Here is a 19121-nt window from a genome sequence, read left to right as displayed (position 1 = left end):
AGATCCGGAGGAGCTTCCGTGACCACCAGTGAGATCGTCCCCACGAGCGTCGACGGAATCGTCGGCTGGTTCCCCCACGACCTGTTCGTCGGCGGCGCCTGGCGGCCCTCGGCCGACGCCGGCCGGCTCGACGTCCTCGACCCGGCGACCGGCGACAAGATCGCCTCGGTCGCCGACGGCACCGTCGAGGACGGGGTCGCGGCGGTCGACGCGGCCGCCGCGGCGCTGCCGGCCTGGTCGGCCGTCCCTCCCCGGCAGCGGGGTGAGATCCTCCGCCGGGCCTTCGACCTGATGACCGAACGCGCGGAGGACCTCGCCCGCCTGATCGTGCTGGAGAACGGCAAGGCGCTGCCGGACGCCCGCTCGGAGGTGGCGTACGCCGCGGAGTTCTTCCGCTGGTACTCCGAGGAGACGGTGCGCCTGCGCGGATCGATCCAGACCTCGCCGAGCGGCACGAACAAGATCGTGGTCAACCACCTGCCGATCGGCGTGAGCGTCCTGGTCACCCCGTGGAACTTCCCGGCGGCCATGGCGACCCGCAAGATCGGGCCCGCCCTGGCGGCCGGCTGCACGGTGATCCTCAAGCCGGCCTCCGAGACCCCGCTGACCGCCCTGGCCGTCGCCGCCCTCCTGGCCGAGGCGGGCGTCCCCGACGGCGTCGTGAACGTCGTCCCGTCCAAGCGGTCGGGAGCCGTCGTGGGGCGGATGCTCGACGACCCACGGGTCCGCAAGCTGTCCTTCACCGGATCGACCGAGGTCGGGCGGGTGCTGCTCGCAGCGGCGAGCAGGTCCGTCGTCAGCTGCTCGATGGAGCTCGGCGGCAACGCGCCCTTCCTCGTCTTCGCGGACGCCGACCTCGACGAGGCCATCGACGGCGCGATGATCGCCAAGATGCGCAACGGCGGCGAGGCCTGTACGGCGGCGAACCGCTTCTACGTGCACGCGGACGTCGCCGACGAGTTCTCCCGGCGGCTCACGGCCCGCATGGCCGAGCTGCGGATGGGCAGCGGCCTGGACCCGGACGTGCAACTGGGGCCGCTGGTGAACGCCGAGTCGCAGGACAAGGTCGCCGAGCTGGTCGCCGGTACGGTGGCGCTCGGCGCCACGCCTCTCACCGGCGGCACGACCCCCGAGGGGCCGGGATTCTTTTACCCCCCAACCGTCCTCACCGGCGTGCCGCCCGAGGCGCCGATCCTGTCCGAAGAGATCTTCGGGCCGGTCGCGCCCATCGTCACCTTCGAGGACGAGCGGGAGGTGATCGCGCTCGCCAACGCCACCGAGTACGGCCTGGTGGCGTACGTCTACACCGGCGACCTCGCCCGGGGCATGCGGGTGAGCGGCGCCCTGGAGGCCGGGATGGTGGGCCTCAACCGCGGTGTCGTCTCGGACCCCGCCGCGCCGTTCGGGGGCGTCAAGCAGAGCGGCCTGGGCCGCGAGGGCGGCCACGAGGGCATGCTGGAGTTCACCGAGTCGCAGTACATCGCCGTGAACTGGTAATCGTCCCCCGCTGAGGCCGGACCCCCACCGCCGTACGGCGCCGCCACGGTGCCGGCGTGGGGGTCCCGTCCTGGTACGCCCTCGTCCCTGGTCACGGCCAGGTCGCGATGGACGCCCTTCGGGTTCCGGTCCGGGGAGGAAGCCCTCTCCCACTGCATTTGCCCTGACCACCCATACGCGGCTTCCTGCTCCATTTGCCCTGACCACCCATACGCGGCTTCCTGCTCCATTTGCCCTGACCACCTCTACGCGGCTTCCTGCTGCATTTGCCCTGACCACCCCCACGCGGCTTCCCGCTGCATTTGCCCTGACCACCCCCACGCGGCTTCCCGCTGCATTTGCCCTGACCACCCCCACGCGGCTCCCTGCTGCATTTGCCCTGACCACCCCCACGCGGCTTCCCGCTGCATTTGCCCTGACCACCCCCACGCGGCTTCCCGCTGCATTTGCCCTGACCACCCATACGCGGCTCCCTGCTGCATTTGCCCTGACCACCTCTACGCGGCCCGTCGGCCAAGCGGCCCGAGGCCGCGCATGGGTGGTCAGGGCAATGCAAATGGAGAACAGCACCGCCCCCTGCCCCGGAGAAAGCATCGCCCCGGCCAAGGCTTGGGGCTCCCGTCCAGAGGGCCGGTGTGCCTCCGTCCGGTCGAGGGCGCCGGTGGGAGGGGCGCCACACCGCCTCAGACCAGGAGCTGGAACGGCTGCTCGACCACCCGCTGGAAGGCCCGCATCCACTGGGCGGCGAGGGCGCCGTCGACGGCGCGGTGGTCCACGGACAGCACGACCGTCATCCGGGTCGCTACCTCGACCGTCCCGTCGACGACGACGGGCTCGGGACGGCCCGCGCCGACCGCCAGGATCGCGGCCTGCGGCGGATTGATGATCGCTGCGAACTCCTCGACCCCGAACATCCCCAGGTTGGTGACGCTGATCGAGCCGCCTTCGAGATCGTGCTGGCGGAGCCGTCCGTCCGCCGCCTGCCGCACGTAACCCTTCACCGCCGTGGCGACCGCGCCGACCGACATCGAGTCCACCGAGCGCAGGACGGGTGTGACGAGGCCGCGCTCCGAGGCGATCGCGACCGCGACGTCGACCGTGTCGAACCGCAGCAGTGCGTCGTCGGTCCAGATCACGTTCATCTGGGGCACGAGAACGTGCGCCCGGGCGACCGCCTTGATGACGAGATCGTTGACGGAGATCCGCTCCGGCGACACGGCGTTCAGCTCCTCCCGCAACGCCAGGAGGGGGTCGATCGTGCAGGTGCCCTTGAGGTAGAAGTGCGGGATCGTCTGCTTGCTCTCCGTCAGCCGCCGGGCGACGGCACGGCGCAGCGGCGAGTGCGGAGCCGGGTGCGACCCGGCCGCCGCCGGGCTGCCGGCCGGCGTTCGGACCGCCGGAGCCACCGCTGGAGCGACGACCGGAGCCACGGCGGACTCCGCGGCAGGGCTCCCGGCGCGTTCCGGAAGGGGCTCCGCGGCGGAGCGCCCGGCAGGTGACGCATCGCGCTCGGCGAGCACACGTTCGACGTCACGGCGGACGATGCGCCCGTTGGGCCCGGTGCCGGTCATCTCCCGCAGCGACAGGCCCGACCGCTTGACCATCTGGCGTGCGAGCGGGCTGGCGAAGACGCGATCACCACCGGCGGGCCCGCCCCGCGCCTCGTGCCGTACAGGCTCGGCGCCGGAGGCGGGCGCGAGCTCGGCCCCGGAGACGGGCGCGGGCTCGGCCCCGGGCACCGGCTGCCGTACGGGCTCGGCCACCGGGCCGGCGACCGTCTCGCCCACCGGGCCGGACACGCCGAGCTGAGCGAGCACGGCGGCCAGGTCGCCGACCGTCTCGGCCGGGTCGCCGAGGACCGCGACCGGCGATCCGACCTCGACGTGCGAGCCCGCTGCCACGAGCGTCTTGAGTATCAGCGCGTCCGACTCGGCCTCGACCTCGACGATCGCCTTCTCGGTCTCGACGACGACGATGGGATCACCGGCGCTGAAGGCGGTGTTCTCCGGGACCAACCATTCGGCGAGCACCGCCTCGGTCGCTCCCGCCGCGACCTCGGGCATGCGTAGCAGCCTGGCCATGTCTTGCTCCTCGCTTCGGTCTGTCGTGGGTCGGTCAGGCGGCTGCCAGCTCGCGGAGCGCGGCGATCACGTCGTCGGTGGTGGCGATCGCGGCCTGCTCGAGCACCTTGCTGATGCTGGGCGAGGCCTCGCCGCCGGTGACCCGGTGGATCGGTGCGTCCAGCCAGTCGAACAGGCGCCGCTGGATCTCGTCGGCGAGCCAGCCGCCGTAGGAGGTCCCGATCGCGCCCTGCTCGACGATGAGCACGTTGCCGGTCTTCTTGACGCTGTCCTCGATCGTGGCCCAGTCGAGGCTGGCCCGGTCCAGCCAGCGCAGGTCGATGACGTCGGCGCTCACGTCCGGCACCGCGTCGAGCGCCTCCAGGCAGGACCCGACCATCGACAGGTAGGAGATCACCGTGAGGTCGCTCCCGGTCCGCCGGACGGCCGCCCTGCCCACCGGGATGCGGTAGTCGAGGTCGTCGGTCGGCGCGGTGCCGGTGCCCGCGTAGAGGTCGACGTGCTCCAGCACGACGACCGGGTCCTGGCAGGCCAGGGCGGTGTTCATCAGCCCGACGTAGTCGAACGGGGTCGACGGGGCGACCACCCGTAGACCCGGCGCGGTGGTGAGGATCCCGGCGGGGTCCATCGAGTGCTGCGAGCCGTAGCCGGTCCCGGCGGCGAGCTTGCTGCGCAGCACGAACGGGACCGGGCTCTCTCCTCCGAACATGTGGCGGGCCTTGGCGATCTGGTTGAACAGCTGGTCGGCGGCGACCCACATGAAGTCGGCGTACATGAACTCCACGATGGGGGTGAAGCGGCCGTCGAGCGCGATCCCGCCGCCGAGCCCGGCGAACGCGTTCTCACTGATCGGCGTCCCGAGGACCCGCTCGGGGAACTGCTCGATCGCGCGCTTGGTGGCGCCGTTGGTGCCGCCCTTGAGCCGGTGGACGTCCTCGCCCATCACCACGATGCCCTCGTCGGTCTCCATCCGGCGGCCGATGACGTCGCTGACGACCTCGATGAAGCGCCGCTCCTCGAGTTCGCCGGCGAAGGTCGCCTCCTCCTCGTAGCGGCTGCCCGCCAGCTCGCCGAGATCGCCTCGTACGCCGACGTCGACGAAGCTCTGGTCCGGCCATTCCTCCGCCCGGATGCGGCGCCGGCCGGGCTTTCCGCCGGGGACCGGCTCGAGGATCGCGTCGCCGATCTCGCGCATGACCGTCACGACCTCCTGGCGGGCCGCCTCGATCGCGCCCTCGGTGACGAGGCCGCGCCGCAGGACGTGCGCCCTGAGCGCCGTGAGCGGGTCGCGATCCCGCCACGCCTTCTCCTCGGCCTTGTCGCGGTAACCGAAGGCGCTGCCCGGGTACGGCCCGTTCTGGTGGAAGAAGCGGTAGACGTCCGCCTCGATGAGCGTGGGACCGTTCCCGGCCCGCATGTGCGCGAGGGCCTCGGTCATCGCGGTGTGCACGGCGACCAGGTCCATGCCGTCGACCCGCCAGCTCGGGATGTTGAAACCGAGGCCCCTGGCCGACAGCCGTGGCTCGGCCGTCGACTCGCTGACGTGCGTCGACACCGCGTACTGGTTGTTCTCGATGAAGAAGCAGATCGGCAGCTTCCAGGCCGCCGCGAGGTTGAAGGTCTCCAGGACGGATCCGATGTTGACCGCGCCGTCACCGAAGTAGGTGACCGCGACGGCGTCGGAGCCCGCCTGCCGGTGCGCCCACGCGAACCCCGCCGCCTGCGGGACGCCGCCGCCGACGATGGCGTTCGTGCCCATCGCGCCGGCCTCCCGCCAGCGCAGGTGCATCGAGCCGCCGCGCCCGTGGCAGAACCCGCGGGTGAGCCCGCAGATCTCGGCGAGCGTGCGGTCCAGGACCATCCGCACCTGATCGGTCAGTTCGAGCAGCGAGCCCGACGCGGGCTGTGCCACGTGGCCGAGTGCCTTGGCCAGGAACTGGTGGTGCCCGCGATGGGATCCGTTCACGACATCGTCGCTGCGCAGCGGGAACACCGAGCCCACGGCACCGCCCTCCTGCCCGATGCTGGAGTGCGCGGGGCCGTGCACCAGGCCCTGACCGGCGAGTTCGAGCACGTACTCCTCGAACGTCCGGATCCACAGCATCTGGCTCAGCGCCCCGAGCAACAGGTCCGGATCAGCGGCGTCCCAGTCATCGCGGGTGACCGTGAGCTCGACCCACGGAGAGGCCGCGGTGAGGGTGTTGTGCGCGGGCATGTGCTGGCTCCTCGTGCTGACTCGTTGACCGCAGCATGCCACATGATGGATCCATTGAGAACCCTGGACTTCCCCATTATGCCTGGTGGCCTTGAAAGTTGGCCGTCCAGCCGCCACGATGATGACGAGAATGGATCCAATGACTGGGAGGTACACCGTGGTGGCAGCGGACGGCCCCATCCCCGGGCTGACGAGGGTGGACCACTTCGGCTTCACCGTCCCCGACCTCGAGCAGGCACGCGCCTTCCTCGTCGACGTCCTCGGGTGCGAGTACATGTACAGCCTCGGCCCGTACCAGGACTCGGGCACGTGGATGAAGGACCACCTGAACGTCGACCCCAGCGCCGTCATGCGGCAGTTGCACTTCTTCCGGCTCGGCGGCGCCGCGATCTTCGAGGTGTTCGAGTACGAGGCACCGGACCGCGCCGAGACCCAGCCCCGCAACAGCGACGTCGGTGGTCACCATGTCGCGCTGTACGTCGAGGACCTGGACACCGCCGTCGGCTACCTGCGCGAACGCGGCATCACCGTGCTGGGCGACCCCACCGCCAGCAGCGGGCCGAGCCTCGGGCAGCGCTGGGTATACTTCCTCGCACCGTGGGGGATGCAGTTCGAGCTGGTCTCCTATCCCCACGGCAAGGCGTTCGACCGTGATCCCGCGCCGGCATGACCGAGCCCGTGTCGAGAGGTACGTGTGTCACGACGTAGCCCGCGGCCGACGGCACTGACGGCGAGCCAGCGGATCGCCGACCAGCTCCGGGAGCGGATCCTCGCGGGAGAGCTCGCGCCCGGCACCCGCATCATCCAGGACGACGTCGCCGAAGAGCTGGACTCCAGCCGCCTGCCCGTACGGGAGGCGCTGCGCATCCTGCAGTCGGCCGGCCTCGTGGTCATGAAGTCGAACCTCGGTGCCTGGGTCTCCCGGATGGATCTGCGCGACTGCGAGGTCTCCTACAAGATCCGCGAGCGGCTCGAACCGCTCCTGCTTGCCGAGAGCATGCCCCGGCTGACCGGGCAGGATTTCGACGAGCTCGACCGCCTCCAGGACGAGATCGAGGCGACCGACGACGTGGAGCGCTTCCTGGTGCTCGACCGGCGGCTGCACTGGGTGACCTATCAGGGCAACGACGTCGCCGAGCTGGAGGCGATCGTGGCACGGCTGTGGGACACCACGCAGCACTACCGCCGGGCGTTCACCCTCCTCGCGGGCCGGAGACGCCAGTGGGTGATCAACGCCGAACACCGCCTGCTCATCGACGCGGTCCGCCGGGGCGACCACGCCTCGGCCGAGCAGACCCTCGCCCAGCACATCCGCCGGACGCGCATCGAGCTCGGCCAGCACCCCGAGGTGTTCGAGGCCGGTCACTGAACGCGGCAGTACAGATGTCCCCAGGACGTCGCGGCGATGGACACGACCGCGGCCAGCAGGAGACCCGCGCCCCCGTGCCACCGCAGCAGGCCGGCCCCGAGCAGCGCGCCCGCCGCGATCGCGGCCACCGCGGCGACCCGGCGCCCGGCGCCACCACCGGAGTCACGGCCAAGGGATGACTCGGCCGCCAGGCTGATCAGGGTCGACGTCACCACGACCGTCGTCACGTCCTTGATCGCGACGACCCGCGCGGTCGCGCCCTGGATGCCCATCGCGGCGCCCAGCAGAGCGGTGACCGGCAGCGCGATCGCCCGCGACGGCTCGTCGTCGGCCAGCAGCACCAGGCCGAGCACCAGCAGCACTGCGGAGGAGAACGCCAGCAGCGACGTGGTCATGACGGTCCAGCCGCCGGTCGCGCCGCGCAGGGCACGCCCGGCCGCCAGGGCACCCAGCAGGAACGCCACGAGGGCGAGCAGCGGCCCGACGATCGGCAGTCCCTCGCTGCCCGCCAGCGCCATGCCCAGGATCACGACGTTGCCCGTCATGTTGCCGGTGAAGACCCGGTCGAGCCCGAGATAGCCCACCGCGTCGACGACACCCGTCGTGAAGGTCAATGCGATCATCGGCGCCAGCGCGCTCGACGACGTGCCTCGAGAAGGCGCCAACAGTTGCACGAAGCCTCCCAGGCCACCAGCGATGCAATCGATTGTATAGCAGCATCGCCGGCCCGGGGCGCCGTTCAGCCGGTCGGACCACCCCGAAGGTACTCGAACAGGTCGTCCACCAGATCCGCCGGCCCGGCCCGCCCCTTGCCCTCGGCCGACAGATGCCCGGCGAGCGCCAGATCGACGGCCCCGTGCGCCAGCGCCAGCAGCAGCGCGGTGAGCCGCTCCGGATCTCCGGCGGGCAGCAGCCCGTCGCGCTGCGCGCCGTCGACCATCTCGACGAACAGGCCGCGCGTCGCGGTCGCGGCGGCGCCGAGCTCGGGCGTCCCCTTGGACCAGGGGCCGTAGACGAGCTTGAAGCGGACCGGGCGGGCCAGCGCCCACTGGACGTAACCGTGCAGCGCCGCGCGGACGGCCCCGCCGGGCGGCCGCCGCCCGGCCATGAGCCCGGCCAGCGCGGAGCCGCGCTCGGTCAGCTCTCGGGCGGCGACCGCGGCCAGCAGGGTCTCCTTGTCGGCGAAGTGCTTGTAGGGCGCGTTGTGGGACACCCCGGCGAGCCTGCCGACCTCGCGCAGCGTCACGGCCTCCAGGCCGCCGGCGTCCATCAGCTCGGCGGCGGCCTCCACCAGCGCCTCGCGCGTCGTGCCCAAGCCGGTTCCCTCCGCCGGACGACCGAAGTTGACCTCGTCAACGTCGCACGGTGGATCAGCGGAGTCAACTGAGCCCCTACCTGCGCTTCCGGCCCGCCGCGACGGCTGCCGACCCGGTCTCGCCGCGCCGTCCAGGGCCCCCGGGGACCGCGGCCGCCCGGTGTCCGCGCGGGCCGGTCACCGGTGCCGGATCAGGAGCATCGCGGCGTCATCGGCGATCGGCCCGCCCACATGGCGCACCAGATCGGCCCGCAGGTGCTCCAGCGCCTCCTCGGCCCCCATCGTCATGAGCAGGTGGGCACGCTCCCGGAGCGGATAGAAGAGGCCCGCCTCGTTGCGGGCCTCGATGACCCCGTCGGTGTAGAACAGCATCTGATCACCCCGGGCGAAGCACATGCGGTACGGCCGCAGTTTCGCCACGTCGATCAGGTCCGTCATGCCCAGCGGCGGCGAGGGGTCGCACAGCTCCACGAAGCGGACGTCACCCGCGGATGTGATCATGAGCGGCGGCGGATGGCCGCAGCACAGCAGGCTGATCTGGTCGTGGCTGAGCTCGGCGAGGATGGCGGTGACGAACTTCTCCCCCGACAGCAGCCGGTTGAGCGTCGTCTCCAGACGGGTGACCACGCCGGCCAGGTGCGCCTCGTCGTAGGCCGCCTCGCGGAACGCGCCGAGCACCGCGGCGGCCGTCTCCACCGCTTCCAGGCCCTTGCCCTGGACGTCCCCGACCAGGATGCGGACCCCGTACGGGCTGGTGACGACCTCGTACAGGTCGCCTCCGATCCGCGCCTCGGCGGCGGCCGAGGTGTAGCTGACCGCGACCCGCACCGGACCGGCCGACCGCGGCACCGGCCGCAGCAGCACGCGCTGCGCCACCTCGGCGACGGTGCGGACGGTGGCGAGTTCACGTTCGCGTTGCTGCCGCCCGGCGCTCGCCAGGGCACTCGCCACCGTCACCCCGGCGATCGAGCCCAGGATCAGGTAGACGTACCGGTGCCCGAAGATATGGTCGTACGCCGCCATCGCGAGGCAGAAGCCGATGGCGAGCAGGCCCACCAGCACCGCCCGCTGGATCCCGCCGCACAGGCTGGCGAACGCCGGCCCCAGGGCGAGCAGCGGCAGGTAGCGGTACTCGGGCCCGGCCGCGACGTCGATGAGGACGACAGCGCCCATCACCGCGAACGGCAACCATCGCAGGAGCGGATCGGCTCCCCTGATCGACATGGCGTCTATGACCCATCACCCGTCCCCGTGCCACTGTGCCTTCGGAGCCCGCCACCGGGTCGATCTGGCCCGTCCCCCCGGTCGGCCTGCTCCCCCGTGGGCCGGCCAGGCCGTGACCGGATGGTGCACGGCCGGGCGAGCGGGCTGAGCGCCTCCCGCTCGCGACCTCACCGAAGTCCTGCCGACCCGTATTCAGTCTGACCCACGCGACGGGTCTTCACCCTGCTTATGGCGGGGTTGGGCGAGGGAACCGCAGGTGGCGGCGCGGTGCCGTCATGATCGGCGCGTCAGCGCTGCGGGTCGTGGGCGGCGTCCAGGACCGGGGGCAGCACCCGGTCCACCAGCGCCAACAGCGCCTCCTCCAACAGGACCCTGGTCTGCTCGGCGCTGAGGCGGCCGCCGTCCAGCCATTCGCGGCCGACCGCCTCGACCAGTCCGCTGTAGGCGCGCAGCAGGGCACGGACTTCGGGGCGGGTCTCGGCGAGCGCGGCCAGGCCGACCATCTCGGCCACCGCGTCCACGGCACGGGACCGGGCGGCGTCCACGATCGCGTCGAGTTCCTTGTCACGTCCGGGTCCGCCCAGCCCGGTCGCCGCCTGCATGACTCCCGGCTCGCGGCTGAGCAGTTCCATCCAGCCGGAGACTCCGGCGGCGACCCGGTCCCGCAGCGAGGCGCCCGCCACATATCGGGGAGCCCGGACGACGGGAGCGGCGAGCAGGTCCTCGACCAGGGCCAGGTAGAGCTCTCGCCTGGTCCCGAAGTAGTGGTTGACCAGGCCGCGGCTCACCTTGGCGGCGATCGCGATCTGGGTGTTGGACACCGCCTGGTAGGGGCGGTGCTTCAGCAGCCGGCGCGCGGCCGCGAGGATCTGCGCACGCCGTTCGTCGTGGCCCAGCCGGGTTCCCGCACGTACGTCGGCCGAGGCGGCGGCGCCGATCGGAGCGGCGGACCGCTCCCCGTTCAGCTCTGTGGTCACTGGGGCTCCCTGTCCCGGTAGCCGAACCATAGAAGACTATTGACGGACTGACAACAGTTCTTGGCGGTCCGCCAATAAGACGGGACGCCGCCGGCGGCGCGCCTCGAAAGTCGTTGACTTTCCGCCAAGATATATTGGCGTGCCGTCAATATGCCTCTAGGGTGGCCAAGTCCGTGATGGCCGGAGCGACGCGGACGAGCGTCAGGACCACGACCGGGAGGTGGCCGGGATGACCAGCGTGCAGATGCCACTGCGGGTACGCGGCCTGCTCACCGAGGTCGGCGAGCTCTTCGTGATCTCCCTGGAGGGGCTGCGGCGCACCTGGGACGTGCGCAACTGGTGGTGGGAGTTCGTCGAGCAGTGCTGGTTCCTGGCGAGGGTGACCAGCGTGCCGGTGATCCTGGTGTCCCTGCCGCTGGGCGCGACGGTGGCCCTGCAGGTCGGGCAGCTCGCCGGCCAGCTCGGCGCGCAGTCGGCGACGGGCGGCGCGGTGGTCGTCGGCCTGGTACGGGAGGTGGCGCCGATCGCGGCCGCGCTCATCATCGCGGGAGCGGGCGGGGCCGCGATGACCGCCGACATGGGCGCCCGGCGGATCCGCGACGAGCTGTCGGCGATGGAGTCGATGGCGGTGAACCCCGTCCACCGGCTGGTGACACCGCGCCTGTGGGCGGCCAGCACGGTCTCGACCCTGCTGGCGTCGCTGGTGATCATGGCCGGGGCGGCCGGCGGGTTCGTGTTCAACGTGCTGCTGCAGGACGTGACGCCGGGAGCATACTTCGACGGGGCGCTGTCGCTGCTGCAACTGTCGGACCTGCTGGTCACGCTGTTCAAGGCATGGCTGTTCGGCCTGATCTCCGCCGCCGTGGCGTGCTACATGGGCATGAACTGCGCCGCCAGCCCGGTGGGCGTCGGGCGAGCCGTGAACCGGTCGATCGTGGTGGCCTTCATGCTCGTGTTCGCCCTCAACTACGTGATCACCACCGTGTACTTCCTCGCCTTCCCCCCGGTGATGTGATGGCGTCCCCGCTTCCGTCGCTGCGCTCTCCGCGCCGGCTCACCGAGGGCGCCCGGCGGCGCGCCGCCGACACGATGCTGACCTTCGCCGGCCTGTCCGACTGGCCGGTCTTCATCGCCAAGGTGCTGTTCTACAGCTTCCGTGACGTCATCTTCCGCCTGAAGTACGGCAAGACCGTGATCCGCCATGTCAGCGACATCGTCGTGGGCGTCGGCGCCACCGTGGTCGGCGGCGGCATGATCTTCGTGGTCTTCACCATGGCGTTCTTCGTCGGCACGGAGGTCGGGCTCCAGGGCTACACCGGGCTGCAGTCGATCGGGGCCCAGTCCTTCATGGGCCTGGTCGGCAGCTTCGCCAACGTCCGTGAGATCACCCCGGTGATCGCGGCGACGGCGCTGGCGGCCCAGTGCGGGTCGGCGTTCACCGCCGAGCTGGGCGCGATGCGCATCTCCGAGGAGATCGACGCGCTGGAGGTCATGGGCATCAGCTCGCTGGTCTACCTGGTGTGCACCCGAGTGGTCGCCGCGCTGATCGCCCTGGTGCCGCTGTACCTGATCGCCCTGTTCGCCAGCTTCTTCGCGACCCGCCTGATCAGCACCAGCTTCTTCGACCTGGCGCCGGGCGTCTACGACTACTACTTCCGGCTCTACCTGCCGACGATCGACCTGGTCTACAGCGCGATCAAGGTGGCGGTGTTCTCCTTCGCGGTCATCGTCATCCACTGCTTCTACGGCTATCACGCCACGGGCGGGCCGGTCGGCGTCGGCCACGCCGCCGGCCGGGCCATCCGGCTGTCGATCATCGTGATCGTCACCCTCAACCTGCTGCTGTCGTACCTGTTCTGGGGACAGGGCGCGACGGTGAGGCTCAGCGGATGACGGCCACGGCGAGCACCACCGGACAGGTGGCGGGCGGCCCCGGCGGCGACGCGACGGACGGGGGTACGCGGTGATCACGGAGATGTCGCTGCGCCGCCGTCTGGCGATCAGCGCGGTGACGGTGCTGACGCTGGCGGGCCTGCTGTTCCTGCTGCTGGCGGATCCGTTCGGCACGGAGGGCGTGCGCTACGACGCCGAGTTCGGCCACGCGGGGCAGGGCCTCGGGACCGGCTCACCGGTGCGGATCCGCGGCGTGCAGGTGGGCACGGTCTCGGTGGTACGGCTGGGTGACGACGGGCGGGCACGCCTCACGCTGCGGCTGGACTCCGGGGTGCGGGTACCCGGCTCGGTGACCGCCTCCATCGAGCCGGCCTCGGTGTTCGGCCCGAAGTTCGTCGACCTGATCCCCGGCGGCGGTGAGGGCACCGGCCCCTACCTGCCCGCGGGCGCGCTCATCACCCGGACCTCCGACCCCACCGACCTGTCCGACCTGCTGGCGGAGGCCGGGAAGACGGTCTCGGCGGTCGATCCCGCCGAGGTGTCCACCATCGTGCACACCCTCGCCGTCGGCCTGGGCGGCCAGGGCCCGATCCTGCGCTCCACCATCGACGACACCGGCACTCTCATCGACGTCGCGCACCGGCACCGCGGCGACGCCCGCCGGTTCCTCGCGGACGGCGCGGACCTGACGGAGACGCTGGCCGGAGCGGGCGGTGATCTCGTCGCCGTCACCGGCGACGCCGACACGATCATCTCGGAGACCGCCGCCGGTGGCCGGGGACGGCTGGGCGCCTTCGCCGACGGGCTGAGCGACGTGTCCGCCCTGGTGGCCCACGGGCTCGACAAGCGCGGTGGCCAGCTCGGCGAGGCGTTCCGCAGCGGTGAACGGGCGACCTCCGTCATCTACTCCCAGCTCGGGCTGCTCGGTGACGGGGTCCGCGCGGGCAACGCGCTGCTGCCGGTCTACAACGACCTGACCCGGCTGCCCGGCCCGGGCGGCAAGCACTACCTCGCCGTCCACGCGTACCTGCCGGGCAATCCGTGCGAGCTGATCCTCGGCCTGTGCGGCCCGAAGGGGGGACGCTGACATGCCGGCCGAACACATCGTGGGCGCACGGGCCCGTCTGCGCCGCGCGACCCTCGCCCGCCTGGTCGTCTTCCTGACGGTGACGGGGCTGCTCACGGCGTTCATCGGCATCCAGATCAAGCGGGTGAGCTTCACCGGCGGCTATCACCTCTCCGCGACGTTCGAGGACGCCAGCGGGCTGCGGGCCGGCGACCAGGTGAAGATCGCCGGTGCGCCGGTGGGCCGGGTGGACAGCGTGCGCGTGGTGGACGGCCGGGCCCGCGTCGGTTTCACCGTCGACGACGGCGTCCACGTCCCGGCCGACAGCCAGGCCGCGATCCGGTGGCGGGACGCGCTCGGCCGCCGCGTGGTCTACCTGATGCCCGGTACGAGCCCGGACAGCATGCGGCCGGGCACGCACATCACCCGCACCCGGTCGGTCGTGGACTCCGGCGAGCTGATCAACGACCTGGCGCCGCTGACCCGGAGCCTGGACGCCGACCAGGTCAACCAGCTCCTCGTCTCGCTCTCCCAGGCGCTCGACGGCAACGCCGACGACCTCGGCGACCTCATCGCCAACGTCGACACCCTGTCCGCCACGATCGCCACCCGCCGCCGGACCCTGAGCCGGATGCTGGCGGACTACTCGACGGTCACGGCCCTGATCGCCCGCCGCGACAAGCAGATCGGGCAGTCCGTCGACAACCTGGTCGAGCTGAGCGGCGCGTTCACCCGCAACCGGGCGCTGATCGACGACACGCTGGTGCAGCTGTCGCTGCTGGCCCGTACCTCCAACGACGTGCTCGGCAAGAACAGCGACCAGCTCGGGCAGGTGCTGGCCAGGCTGGCGGTGCTGACCGGCGGCGTACGCCGCAACACCGCGGTGCTGGCCCAGGTGCTGCGGGAGGCGGGCCCCAAGCTCCAGCACATCTTCGCCGCGGTCGACAACGGCCGGTTCATCGACGTGGCGGTGCCCTGCGTGACGCTCGTGGCGCCACCGTGCCCCTACCCGACACGCCTGCCGGGCTCGCTGGAGGGCAGCGGGCCGGTCACCTCCGGGTCCGCGCTGCGGCGGCTCATGATCGGAGGCGGCTGATGGCGCTGAAATCGTTCCGCGACCGCAACACCATCGCCGTCGGGCTGGCCTCGGCGTCCGTGCTGGTGCTGCTGGTGGTCGGGGTGTTCCTCACCGGCACCCTGGGGCTCCTGCGGGACCGCTACACGCTGACCGGGGTCTTCCCCGACACCGGCGGCCTGCGATCCGGCGACGACGTCCGGGTCGCCGGCGTACGGGTCGGCGAGGTGACCTCCGTGGCCCCCGACTTCTCCCGCGGCCAGGTCCTCATCACCTGGAAGGTCGACAGCGGGATCCGCCTGGGCACCGGCACCCGCGCCGAGATCAAGATGGCCAACGTGCTCGGCGGCCGTTACCTGCGGCTGTCCGGTCCGGTCTCCGCTCCGTACCTCAAGGACCTGCCCGAGCGGCAGCGGCGGATCCCGCTCCAGCGCACCCAGACCCCCACCACCGTCAACGACGTGCTGTCCGCGTCCACCCGGGCGGTGTCCAAGCTCGACACCGCCTCCCTCAACCGGATCCTCGACGAGCTGAACGGGCTCGGCGCGGCCGACCGGGGGCGGCTGGGCCGCTCGCTCCGCAACCTGTCCGCGCTCGCCGAGACCGTGAACGCCGACAACCCGAAGATCAACGAGCTGCTGACCAACGGGGACCGGCTGCTGGCCCTCGCCCACGCCAAGGACCGGCAGCTGTCCCAGCTGCTCACCAACATCCAGGCGCTGCTGGCCGAACTGCGGGAGCGCCGCACCGAGCTCACCACCTTCCTCGGCAGCGGCAGCGAAGTGGTCCGCAGCCTCACCACGCTGATCGACACTCATCAGGCCCAGCTGGTCGGGGTCATCGCCGACCTTCGCGCCACCCTCACCACTCTGCGCCCGCGCCTCGGTGATCTGGGCACCGTCCTGTCCTGGGCCGGTCCCACCCTGACCGGGCTGTCCGGCGTGGGCGGGTACGGGCCCTGGGTGGAGGTCGTCGCGACCGGCCTGGGTCCGCTGTCCCCCCAGGACCTGGCCTCACTCGCCACCGGCACCCCCGCCTCGGGAGGACGCCCATGACAACGATTCCGGTGCGCCGGGCCGCCGCGATCGCGGTGGTGCTGGCGCTCGTGGTGCCCGCGGGCGGCTGCTCTGCCGTCTCCCCGTCGGGAGGCGGCTACCGGATGAGCGCCTACTTCGCCAAGGCGCCCTCGCTCTACCGGGAGTCCCGGGTCAAGGTGATGGGCGCGGACGTGGGCACCATCACCGCGATCACGGTGGACGGGACCCGGGTACGGGTGGACTTCACCGTCGACCGGAAGGTCTCCGTACCCGCCGACGTGCGCGCCTCGATCCAGGCCGCCGACACCCTCGGAGACCGCAGCGTCGTGCTGTACCCCCCGTGGCGGCCCGGGATGGCCAAGGCCGCGCCCGGCACGGTCATCCCGCAGGAACGCACGCAGCTGCCCGTGGAGATCGACGAGGCGCTGGCCGCGTTCACCCGGCTCAACTCGGCCATCGACCCGCGCAGGCTGGGCTCGGTGGCGCACTCCGCCGCCACCGCGCTGGACGGCAAGGGGGAGGATCTCAACTCCGCACTCCAGGACACCGCCACGCTCACTCACAACCTCGCCGGTCAGGATCAGCGCATCGTGCGGCTGGCTCAGGGCCTGCACGACCTCGCCGTCGCCCTCAACAGCACGGACCGGGATCTGGGCGCCGCCATCGACTCGTTCTCCACCGCGAGCGGCATGCTCGCCGGCGAGCGCGAGCGCCTCCGCTCGTTCCTGGCCGGGATGGTGGCGATCTTCCGCAAGAGCGGCGCCCTGATCACCGCCTACCAGGAGACGCTGCCCGGCACGGCCGCGAACCTGTCCGACATCGTGATGACCCTCAAGGCCGGCAGCGACTCGCTCACCCAGATCATCAAGATGCTGTCGAAGTTCGCCGACGTCGTCGTGAAGGGCTGGGACCGCAAGAACCACGTGGCCGTCATCCGGATCGTCCTCAACGCCACCGTCCGCGCCTGGCTGCAACCGCTGTTCGACGCCATGGGCTGGGGCATGGTGCCGTGCGTGCCCGGCAACCCGGCGCTGGCCAACTGCCCCCCGGCGAAGGGAACCCCATGACGCTCGTCCCTTCCGCACGCGCGGCGGCCCCGCTGCTCGCCGGGGCCCTGGCGCTGTCCCTCACCGGCTGCTCGCTGCAGACGGCCGGCGGCCCGCGCGGCGACGTCCGGCTGTCGGCCACCTTCGACGACGTACAGAGCCTGGTCGTCGGGCACAGCGTCCAGATGTCGGACGTGCGGATCGGCACGGTGACCGGCATCCGCCTCGACGGCTACCGGGCCCGGGTCACCATGTCCCTGCAGAACGGCCGGCGGATCCCCACCGGGACCACCGCGACCGTCGCCAAGACCTCGCTGCTCGGCGAGAACTACGTCCGGCTGAACCTGCCGCCCGGCGGGAACCTGCGCACCGGCCCCTTCCTGGCCAACGGAGCGCTGATCACCCAGACCTCGGTCGCACCGGACCTGGAACGGGTCACGCAGAGCGTCGGGCCGCTGCTGACGGCGCTCAGCGGCCAGGACCTGGCCACCGTCGTCGACGCCTCCAGCACCGCCGTCGCCGGAAAGGGCAAGCGGCTCAACCAGCTGATCGCCCGGGCCGCCCAGATCAGCGACAGCTACGCCGCCGCCAGCGACGACCTGGCCCGCACCCTGGACTCCCTCGGCAGGCTCGGCCGGACCCTGTCGGCGGGCGGCCGCCAGATCGACCAGCTGCCCGGCAACATCCTGCTCGCCACCGAGCGGCTGCGGAGCGACCGCGCACAGCTCAAGCGAAGCCTGCAGGAGCTTCTCCGGCTCGGCCGGTCCTTCAACGCCCGCATCCAGGAACGCCATGCCGCCCGCCTGAGGGCCCTGCTGGTACGCGCCGACGCCATCCTCGCCGCCGCCGTCCGAGGCAGGCAGCAGCTGAAGACCCTCGCCACCACCATCGCGAACTTCCTGCGCAGCCCGTCGGTCTCCTACGGCGGCCAGGCCCTGATGCTGGTCTGGCTCAAGGGATTCCTCCCCTCGGGCGACGGCGGCCCCGGCACGCGCACACCGGACCTGACCAGGCTGGCGGCACCGCGATGATGAGAACCCGCATCGCGGTCAACCTGCTGTTCTTCGCGCTGCTCGGCGTCGTCCTGGCGATCTGGGCGGCGGGCAGCCTCGTCCACATCGACGCCCTCGAACGGCCCTTCCCCGTCACCGTCGACTTCGCCTCCTCCCCCGGCCTGCACAGCGACCTGCAGGTCACCTACCTCGGCGTTCAGGTCGGCCGGGTGGGCTCGGTCGACCTGCGGCCCGGCAAGGTCGCCGTCCGGCTGGAGCTGGAGCGCGGTGCCGAGATCCCCGCCAACACGGGGGCCCAGGTGCTGCGCAAGTCCGCCATCGGCGAGCCGTACATCGATCTGACCGCCCCCTCCGTGCCCTCCTCCGCGCACCTGAAGGCCGGCGACCACATACCCGTCTCCCGTACCCGCGCGACCGTCGACTACAAGCACCTGTTCGACGGTCTCGGCGCCACCCTGAAGGCCGTCGACCCGGCCGACGCCCGGGTCCTGGTCCATGAGCTCGCCGCCGGCCTCGTCGGCCGGGGCGACTCCCTGCACGACCTCATCGGCGACACCCACCAGCTCACCGCCACCCTGGCCGCCAACGCCGGGCTGCTGGACGAGCTGTCGATCGAGCTCACCGAGCTCACCCACACCCTCGCCGCGCACCGCGCCCAGCTCGCCTCGGGCGTGGACGACCTCGCCGCGTTCACCGCCTCGGTCAACGCCTCCCGCCGGGACCTCCAGGCCGTCCTGCAGCAGGGGCCCGGCTTCACAAAGCGCGTGAACGCCCTGCTGCAGACCGCCCGCCCCGGCCTGGACTGCCTGCTCGGCGCCGCCGCCGAGCCCGGCCCGCCGATCTTCACTCCGGCCGCGACGGCCAGTGTCCACCACATCCTCACCATGCTCCCCACGTTCCAGGCGCTGCTCGACGACACCGCGGTGGTCACCCCGCAGGTCACCTACCTGCGGGCCACCGCCCTGTTCTCCATCGCCGGCCCGCGGGCCGCCGCCGAATACGCCAGGCCCACCCCCAAGCCCGTCACCCCCCGGGTGAACACCTGCCCGGCCTCGGCCACCGGCGGGACGAACCGTACGGCGGCCACGGCGCCCGCCGGCCCGGGTGCGGCTCCGGCTCGTACGGGAACGTCCACCGCCGCACCGGAGCAGGCCGTACGGCCGGTGAGCTCCACCGGGTCATCGGCCTCCCGGTTGCTGCCGCTGCTCCCGATCGGGCTCGCCGCAGCCGTCCTGCTCGCCACCGCCGCCCGCAGCACGCGCGCCCTGTGGGCCCTGCGGCGCCGCAACCGCCCGTCCCGCTGACCCCGTTGG

General features: G+C 71.8%; 17 protein-coding genes. 11 read left to right on the top strand and 6 right to left on the bottom strand.

Annotated elements, in window-relative coordinates:
• The first annotated feature begins 57 nt into the window (after window positions 1–57).
• Window positions 58–1497, top strand: a complete 1440-nt coding sequence (locus ACRYCC_RS04655) for an NAD-dependent succinate-semialdehyde dehydrogenase (protein WP_433809915.1) — start codon at window positions 58–60, stop codon at window positions 1495–1497.
• Between the two features lie 683 nt (window positions 1498–2180).
• On the opposite strand, the gene ACRYCC_RS04650 is transcribed toward ACRYCC_RS04655, so the two are convergent.
• Window positions 2181–3578 (bottom strand): dihydrolipoamide acetyltransferase family protein, encoded by a 1398-nt coding sequence (locus ACRYCC_RS04650; RefSeq protein ID WP_433809036.1) that lies wholly within the window; start codon window positions 3576–3578, stop codon window positions 2181–2183.
• 34 nt (window positions 3579–3612) lie between these two features.
• Window positions 3613–5793: an alpha-ketoacid dehydrogenase subunit alpha/beta gene (locus tag ACRYCC_RS04645; RefSeq protein WP_433809034.1), complete on the bottom strand. Its 2181-nt coding sequence runs from the start codon at window positions 5791–5793 to the stop codon at window positions 3613–3615.
• A 139-nt stretch (window positions 5794–5932) separates the two neighbouring features.
• On the opposite strand from ACRYCC_RS04645, the gene ACRYCC_RS04640 reads away from it, so the two are divergent.
• Both ACRYCC_RS04640 and ACRYCC_RS04635 read left to right on the top strand, forming a co-directional pair.
• Complete coding sequence (locus ACRYCC_RS04640; protein WP_433809032.1) at window positions 5933–6463, top strand: VOC family protein; 531 nt, start codon at window positions 5933–5935, stop codon at window positions 6461–6463.
• A gap of 24 nt (window positions 6464–6487) precedes the next feature.
• Window positions 6488–7162: a GntR family transcriptional regulator gene (locus tag ACRYCC_RS04635; RefSeq protein WP_433809030.1), complete on the top strand. Its 675-nt coding sequence runs from the start codon at window positions 6488–6490 to the stop codon at window positions 7160–7162.
• Here the strand turns inward: ACRYCC_RS04635 and ACRYCC_RS04630 are convergent.
• The 4 genes from ACRYCC_RS04630 to ACRYCC_RS04615 form a co-directional block, all read right to left on the bottom strand.
• Window positions 7156–7776: a YoaK family protein gene (locus tag ACRYCC_RS04630; protein ID WP_433809028.1), complete on the bottom strand. Its 621-nt coding sequence runs from the start codon at window positions 7774–7776 to the stop codon at window positions 7156–7158. The genes ACRYCC_RS04635 and ACRYCC_RS04630 overlap by 7 nt on opposite strands.
• A 125-nt stretch (window positions 7777–7901) precedes the next feature.
• Window positions 7902–8477 carry a TetR/AcrR family transcriptional regulator gene (locus tag ACRYCC_RS04625; protein WP_433809026.1) on the bottom strand — a complete coding sequence of 192 codons (576 nt, stop codon included), beginning with the start codon at window positions 8475–8477 and terminating at the stop codon, window positions 7902–7904.
• 177 nt (window positions 8478–8654) lie between these two features.
• Window positions 8655–9701, bottom strand: a complete 1047-nt coding sequence (locus ACRYCC_RS04620; RefSeq protein ID WP_433809024.1) for a PP2C family protein-serine/threonine phosphatase — start codon at window positions 9699–9701, stop codon at window positions 8655–8657.
• Between the two features lie 287 nt (window positions 9702–9988).
• On the bottom strand, window positions 9989–10678 hold the full coding sequence (locus ACRYCC_RS04615) for a TetR/AcrR family transcriptional regulator (protein WP_433809022.1): 690 nt from the start codon (window positions 10676–10678) through the stop codon (window positions 9989–9991).
• Window positions 10679–10907: 229 nt separating this feature from the next.
• On the opposite strand from ACRYCC_RS04615, the gene ACRYCC_RS04610 reads away from it, so the two are divergent.
• From ACRYCC_RS04610 to ACRYCC_RS04575, 8 genes are all read left to right on the top strand, one after another.
• The gene (locus tag ACRYCC_RS04610) at window positions 10908–11693 is read left to right on the top strand and encodes an MlaE family ABC transporter permease (RefSeq protein WP_433809020.1); all 786 of its coding nucleotides are present in this window, start codon (window positions 10908–10910) and stop codon (window positions 11691–11693) included.
• Window positions 11693–12571: an ABC transporter permease gene (locus ACRYCC_RS04605; protein ID WP_433809018.1), complete on the top strand. Its 879-nt coding sequence runs from the start codon at window positions 11693–11695 to the stop codon at window positions 12569–12571. The genes ACRYCC_RS04610 and ACRYCC_RS04605 overlap by 1 nt, the downstream gene beginning before the upstream one ends.
• 70 nt (window positions 12572–12641) lie before the next feature.
• Window positions 12642–13658 carry an MCE family protein gene (locus tag ACRYCC_RS04600; protein ID WP_433809016.1) on the top strand — a complete coding sequence of 339 codons (1017 nt, stop codon included), beginning with the start codon at window positions 12642–12644 and terminating at the stop codon, window positions 13656–13658.
• Window position 13659: 1 nt separating this feature from the next.
• On the top strand, window positions 13660–14733 hold the full coding sequence (locus tag ACRYCC_RS04595) for an MCE family protein (protein ID WP_433809014.1): 1074 nt from the start codon (window positions 13660–13662) through the stop codon (window positions 14731–14733).
• Window positions 14733–15767 carry an MCE family protein gene (locus ACRYCC_RS04590; RefSeq protein WP_433809012.1) on the top strand — a complete coding sequence of 345 codons (1035 nt, stop codon included), beginning with the start codon at window positions 14733–14735 and terminating at the stop codon, window positions 15765–15767. The genes ACRYCC_RS04595 and ACRYCC_RS04590 overlap by 1 nt, the downstream gene beginning before the upstream one ends.
• Window positions 15764–16816 (top strand): MCE family protein, encoded by a 1053-nt coding sequence (locus ACRYCC_RS04585; protein ID WP_433809010.1) that lies wholly within the window; start codon window positions 15764–15766, stop codon window positions 16814–16816. The genes ACRYCC_RS04590 and ACRYCC_RS04585 overlap by 4 nt, the downstream gene beginning before the upstream one ends.
• Window positions 16813–17826 carry an MlaD family protein gene (locus ACRYCC_RS04580; RefSeq protein WP_433809008.1) on the top strand — a complete coding sequence of 338 codons (1014 nt, stop codon included), beginning with the start codon at window positions 16813–16815 and terminating at the stop codon, window positions 17824–17826. The genes ACRYCC_RS04585 and ACRYCC_RS04580 overlap by 4 nt, the downstream gene beginning before the upstream one ends.
• Entirely contained in the window at window positions 17823–19112 is a 1290-nt protein-coding gene (locus tag ACRYCC_RS04575) for an MCE family protein (protein WP_433809006.1), read from the top strand. The genes ACRYCC_RS04580 and ACRYCC_RS04575 overlap by 4 nt, the downstream gene beginning before the upstream one ends.
• Window positions 19113–19121: the final 9 nt, after the last annotated feature.

This window comes from Actinomadura scrupuli (assembly GCF_050971785.1).
GTDB lineage: Bacteria > Actinomycetota > Actinomycetes > Streptosporangiales > Streptosporangiaceae > Actinomadura_E > Actinomadura_E scrupuli.
This window is presented reverse-complemented; position numbering and strand designations above follow the sequence as displayed.

Coding starts and splice junctions, on each gene's coding strand:
- ACRYCC_RS04650 (WP_433809036.1), bottom strand. CDS start 3,578: ATGGCCAGGCTGCTACGCATGCCCGAGGTCGCGGCGGGAGCGACCGAG.
- ACRYCC_RS04645 (WP_433809034.1), bottom strand. CDS start 5,793: ATGCCCGCGCACAACACCCTCACCGCGGCCTCTCCGTGGGTCGAGCTC.
- ACRYCC_RS04640 (WP_433809032.1), top strand. CDS start 5,933: ATGACTGGGAGGTACACCGTGGTGGCAGCGGACGGCCCCATCCCCGGG.
- ACRYCC_RS04620 (WP_433809024.1), bottom strand. CDS start 9,701: ATGTCGATCAGGGGAGCCGATCCGCTCCTGCGATGGTTGCCGTTCGCG.
- ACRYCC_RS04610 (WP_433809020.1), top strand. CDS start 10,908: ATGACCAGCGTGCAGATGCCACTGCGGGTACGCGGCCTGCTCACCGAG.
- ACRYCC_RS04605 (WP_433809018.1), top strand. CDS start 11,693: ATGGCGTCCCCGCTTCCGTCGCTGCGCTCTCCGCGCCGGCTCACCGAG.
- ACRYCC_RS04595 (WP_433809014.1), top strand. CDS start 13,660: ATGCCGGCCGAACACATCGTGGGCGCACGGGCCCGTCTGCGCCGCGCG.
- ACRYCC_RS04590 (WP_433809012.1), top strand. CDS start 14,733: ATGGCGCTGAAATCGTTCCGCGACCGCAACACCATCGCCGTCGGGCTG.
- ACRYCC_RS04585 (WP_433809010.1), top strand. CDS start 15,764: ATGACAACGATTCCGGTGCGCCGGGCCGCCGCGATCGCGGTGGTGCTG.
- ACRYCC_RS04580 (WP_433809008.1), top strand. CDS start 16,813: ATGACGCTCGTCCCTTCCGCACGCGCGGCGGCCCCGCTGCTCGCCGGG.
- ACRYCC_RS04575 (WP_433809006.1), top strand. CDS start 17,823: ATGATGAGAACCCGCATCGCGGTCAACCTGCTGTTCTTCGCGCTGCTC.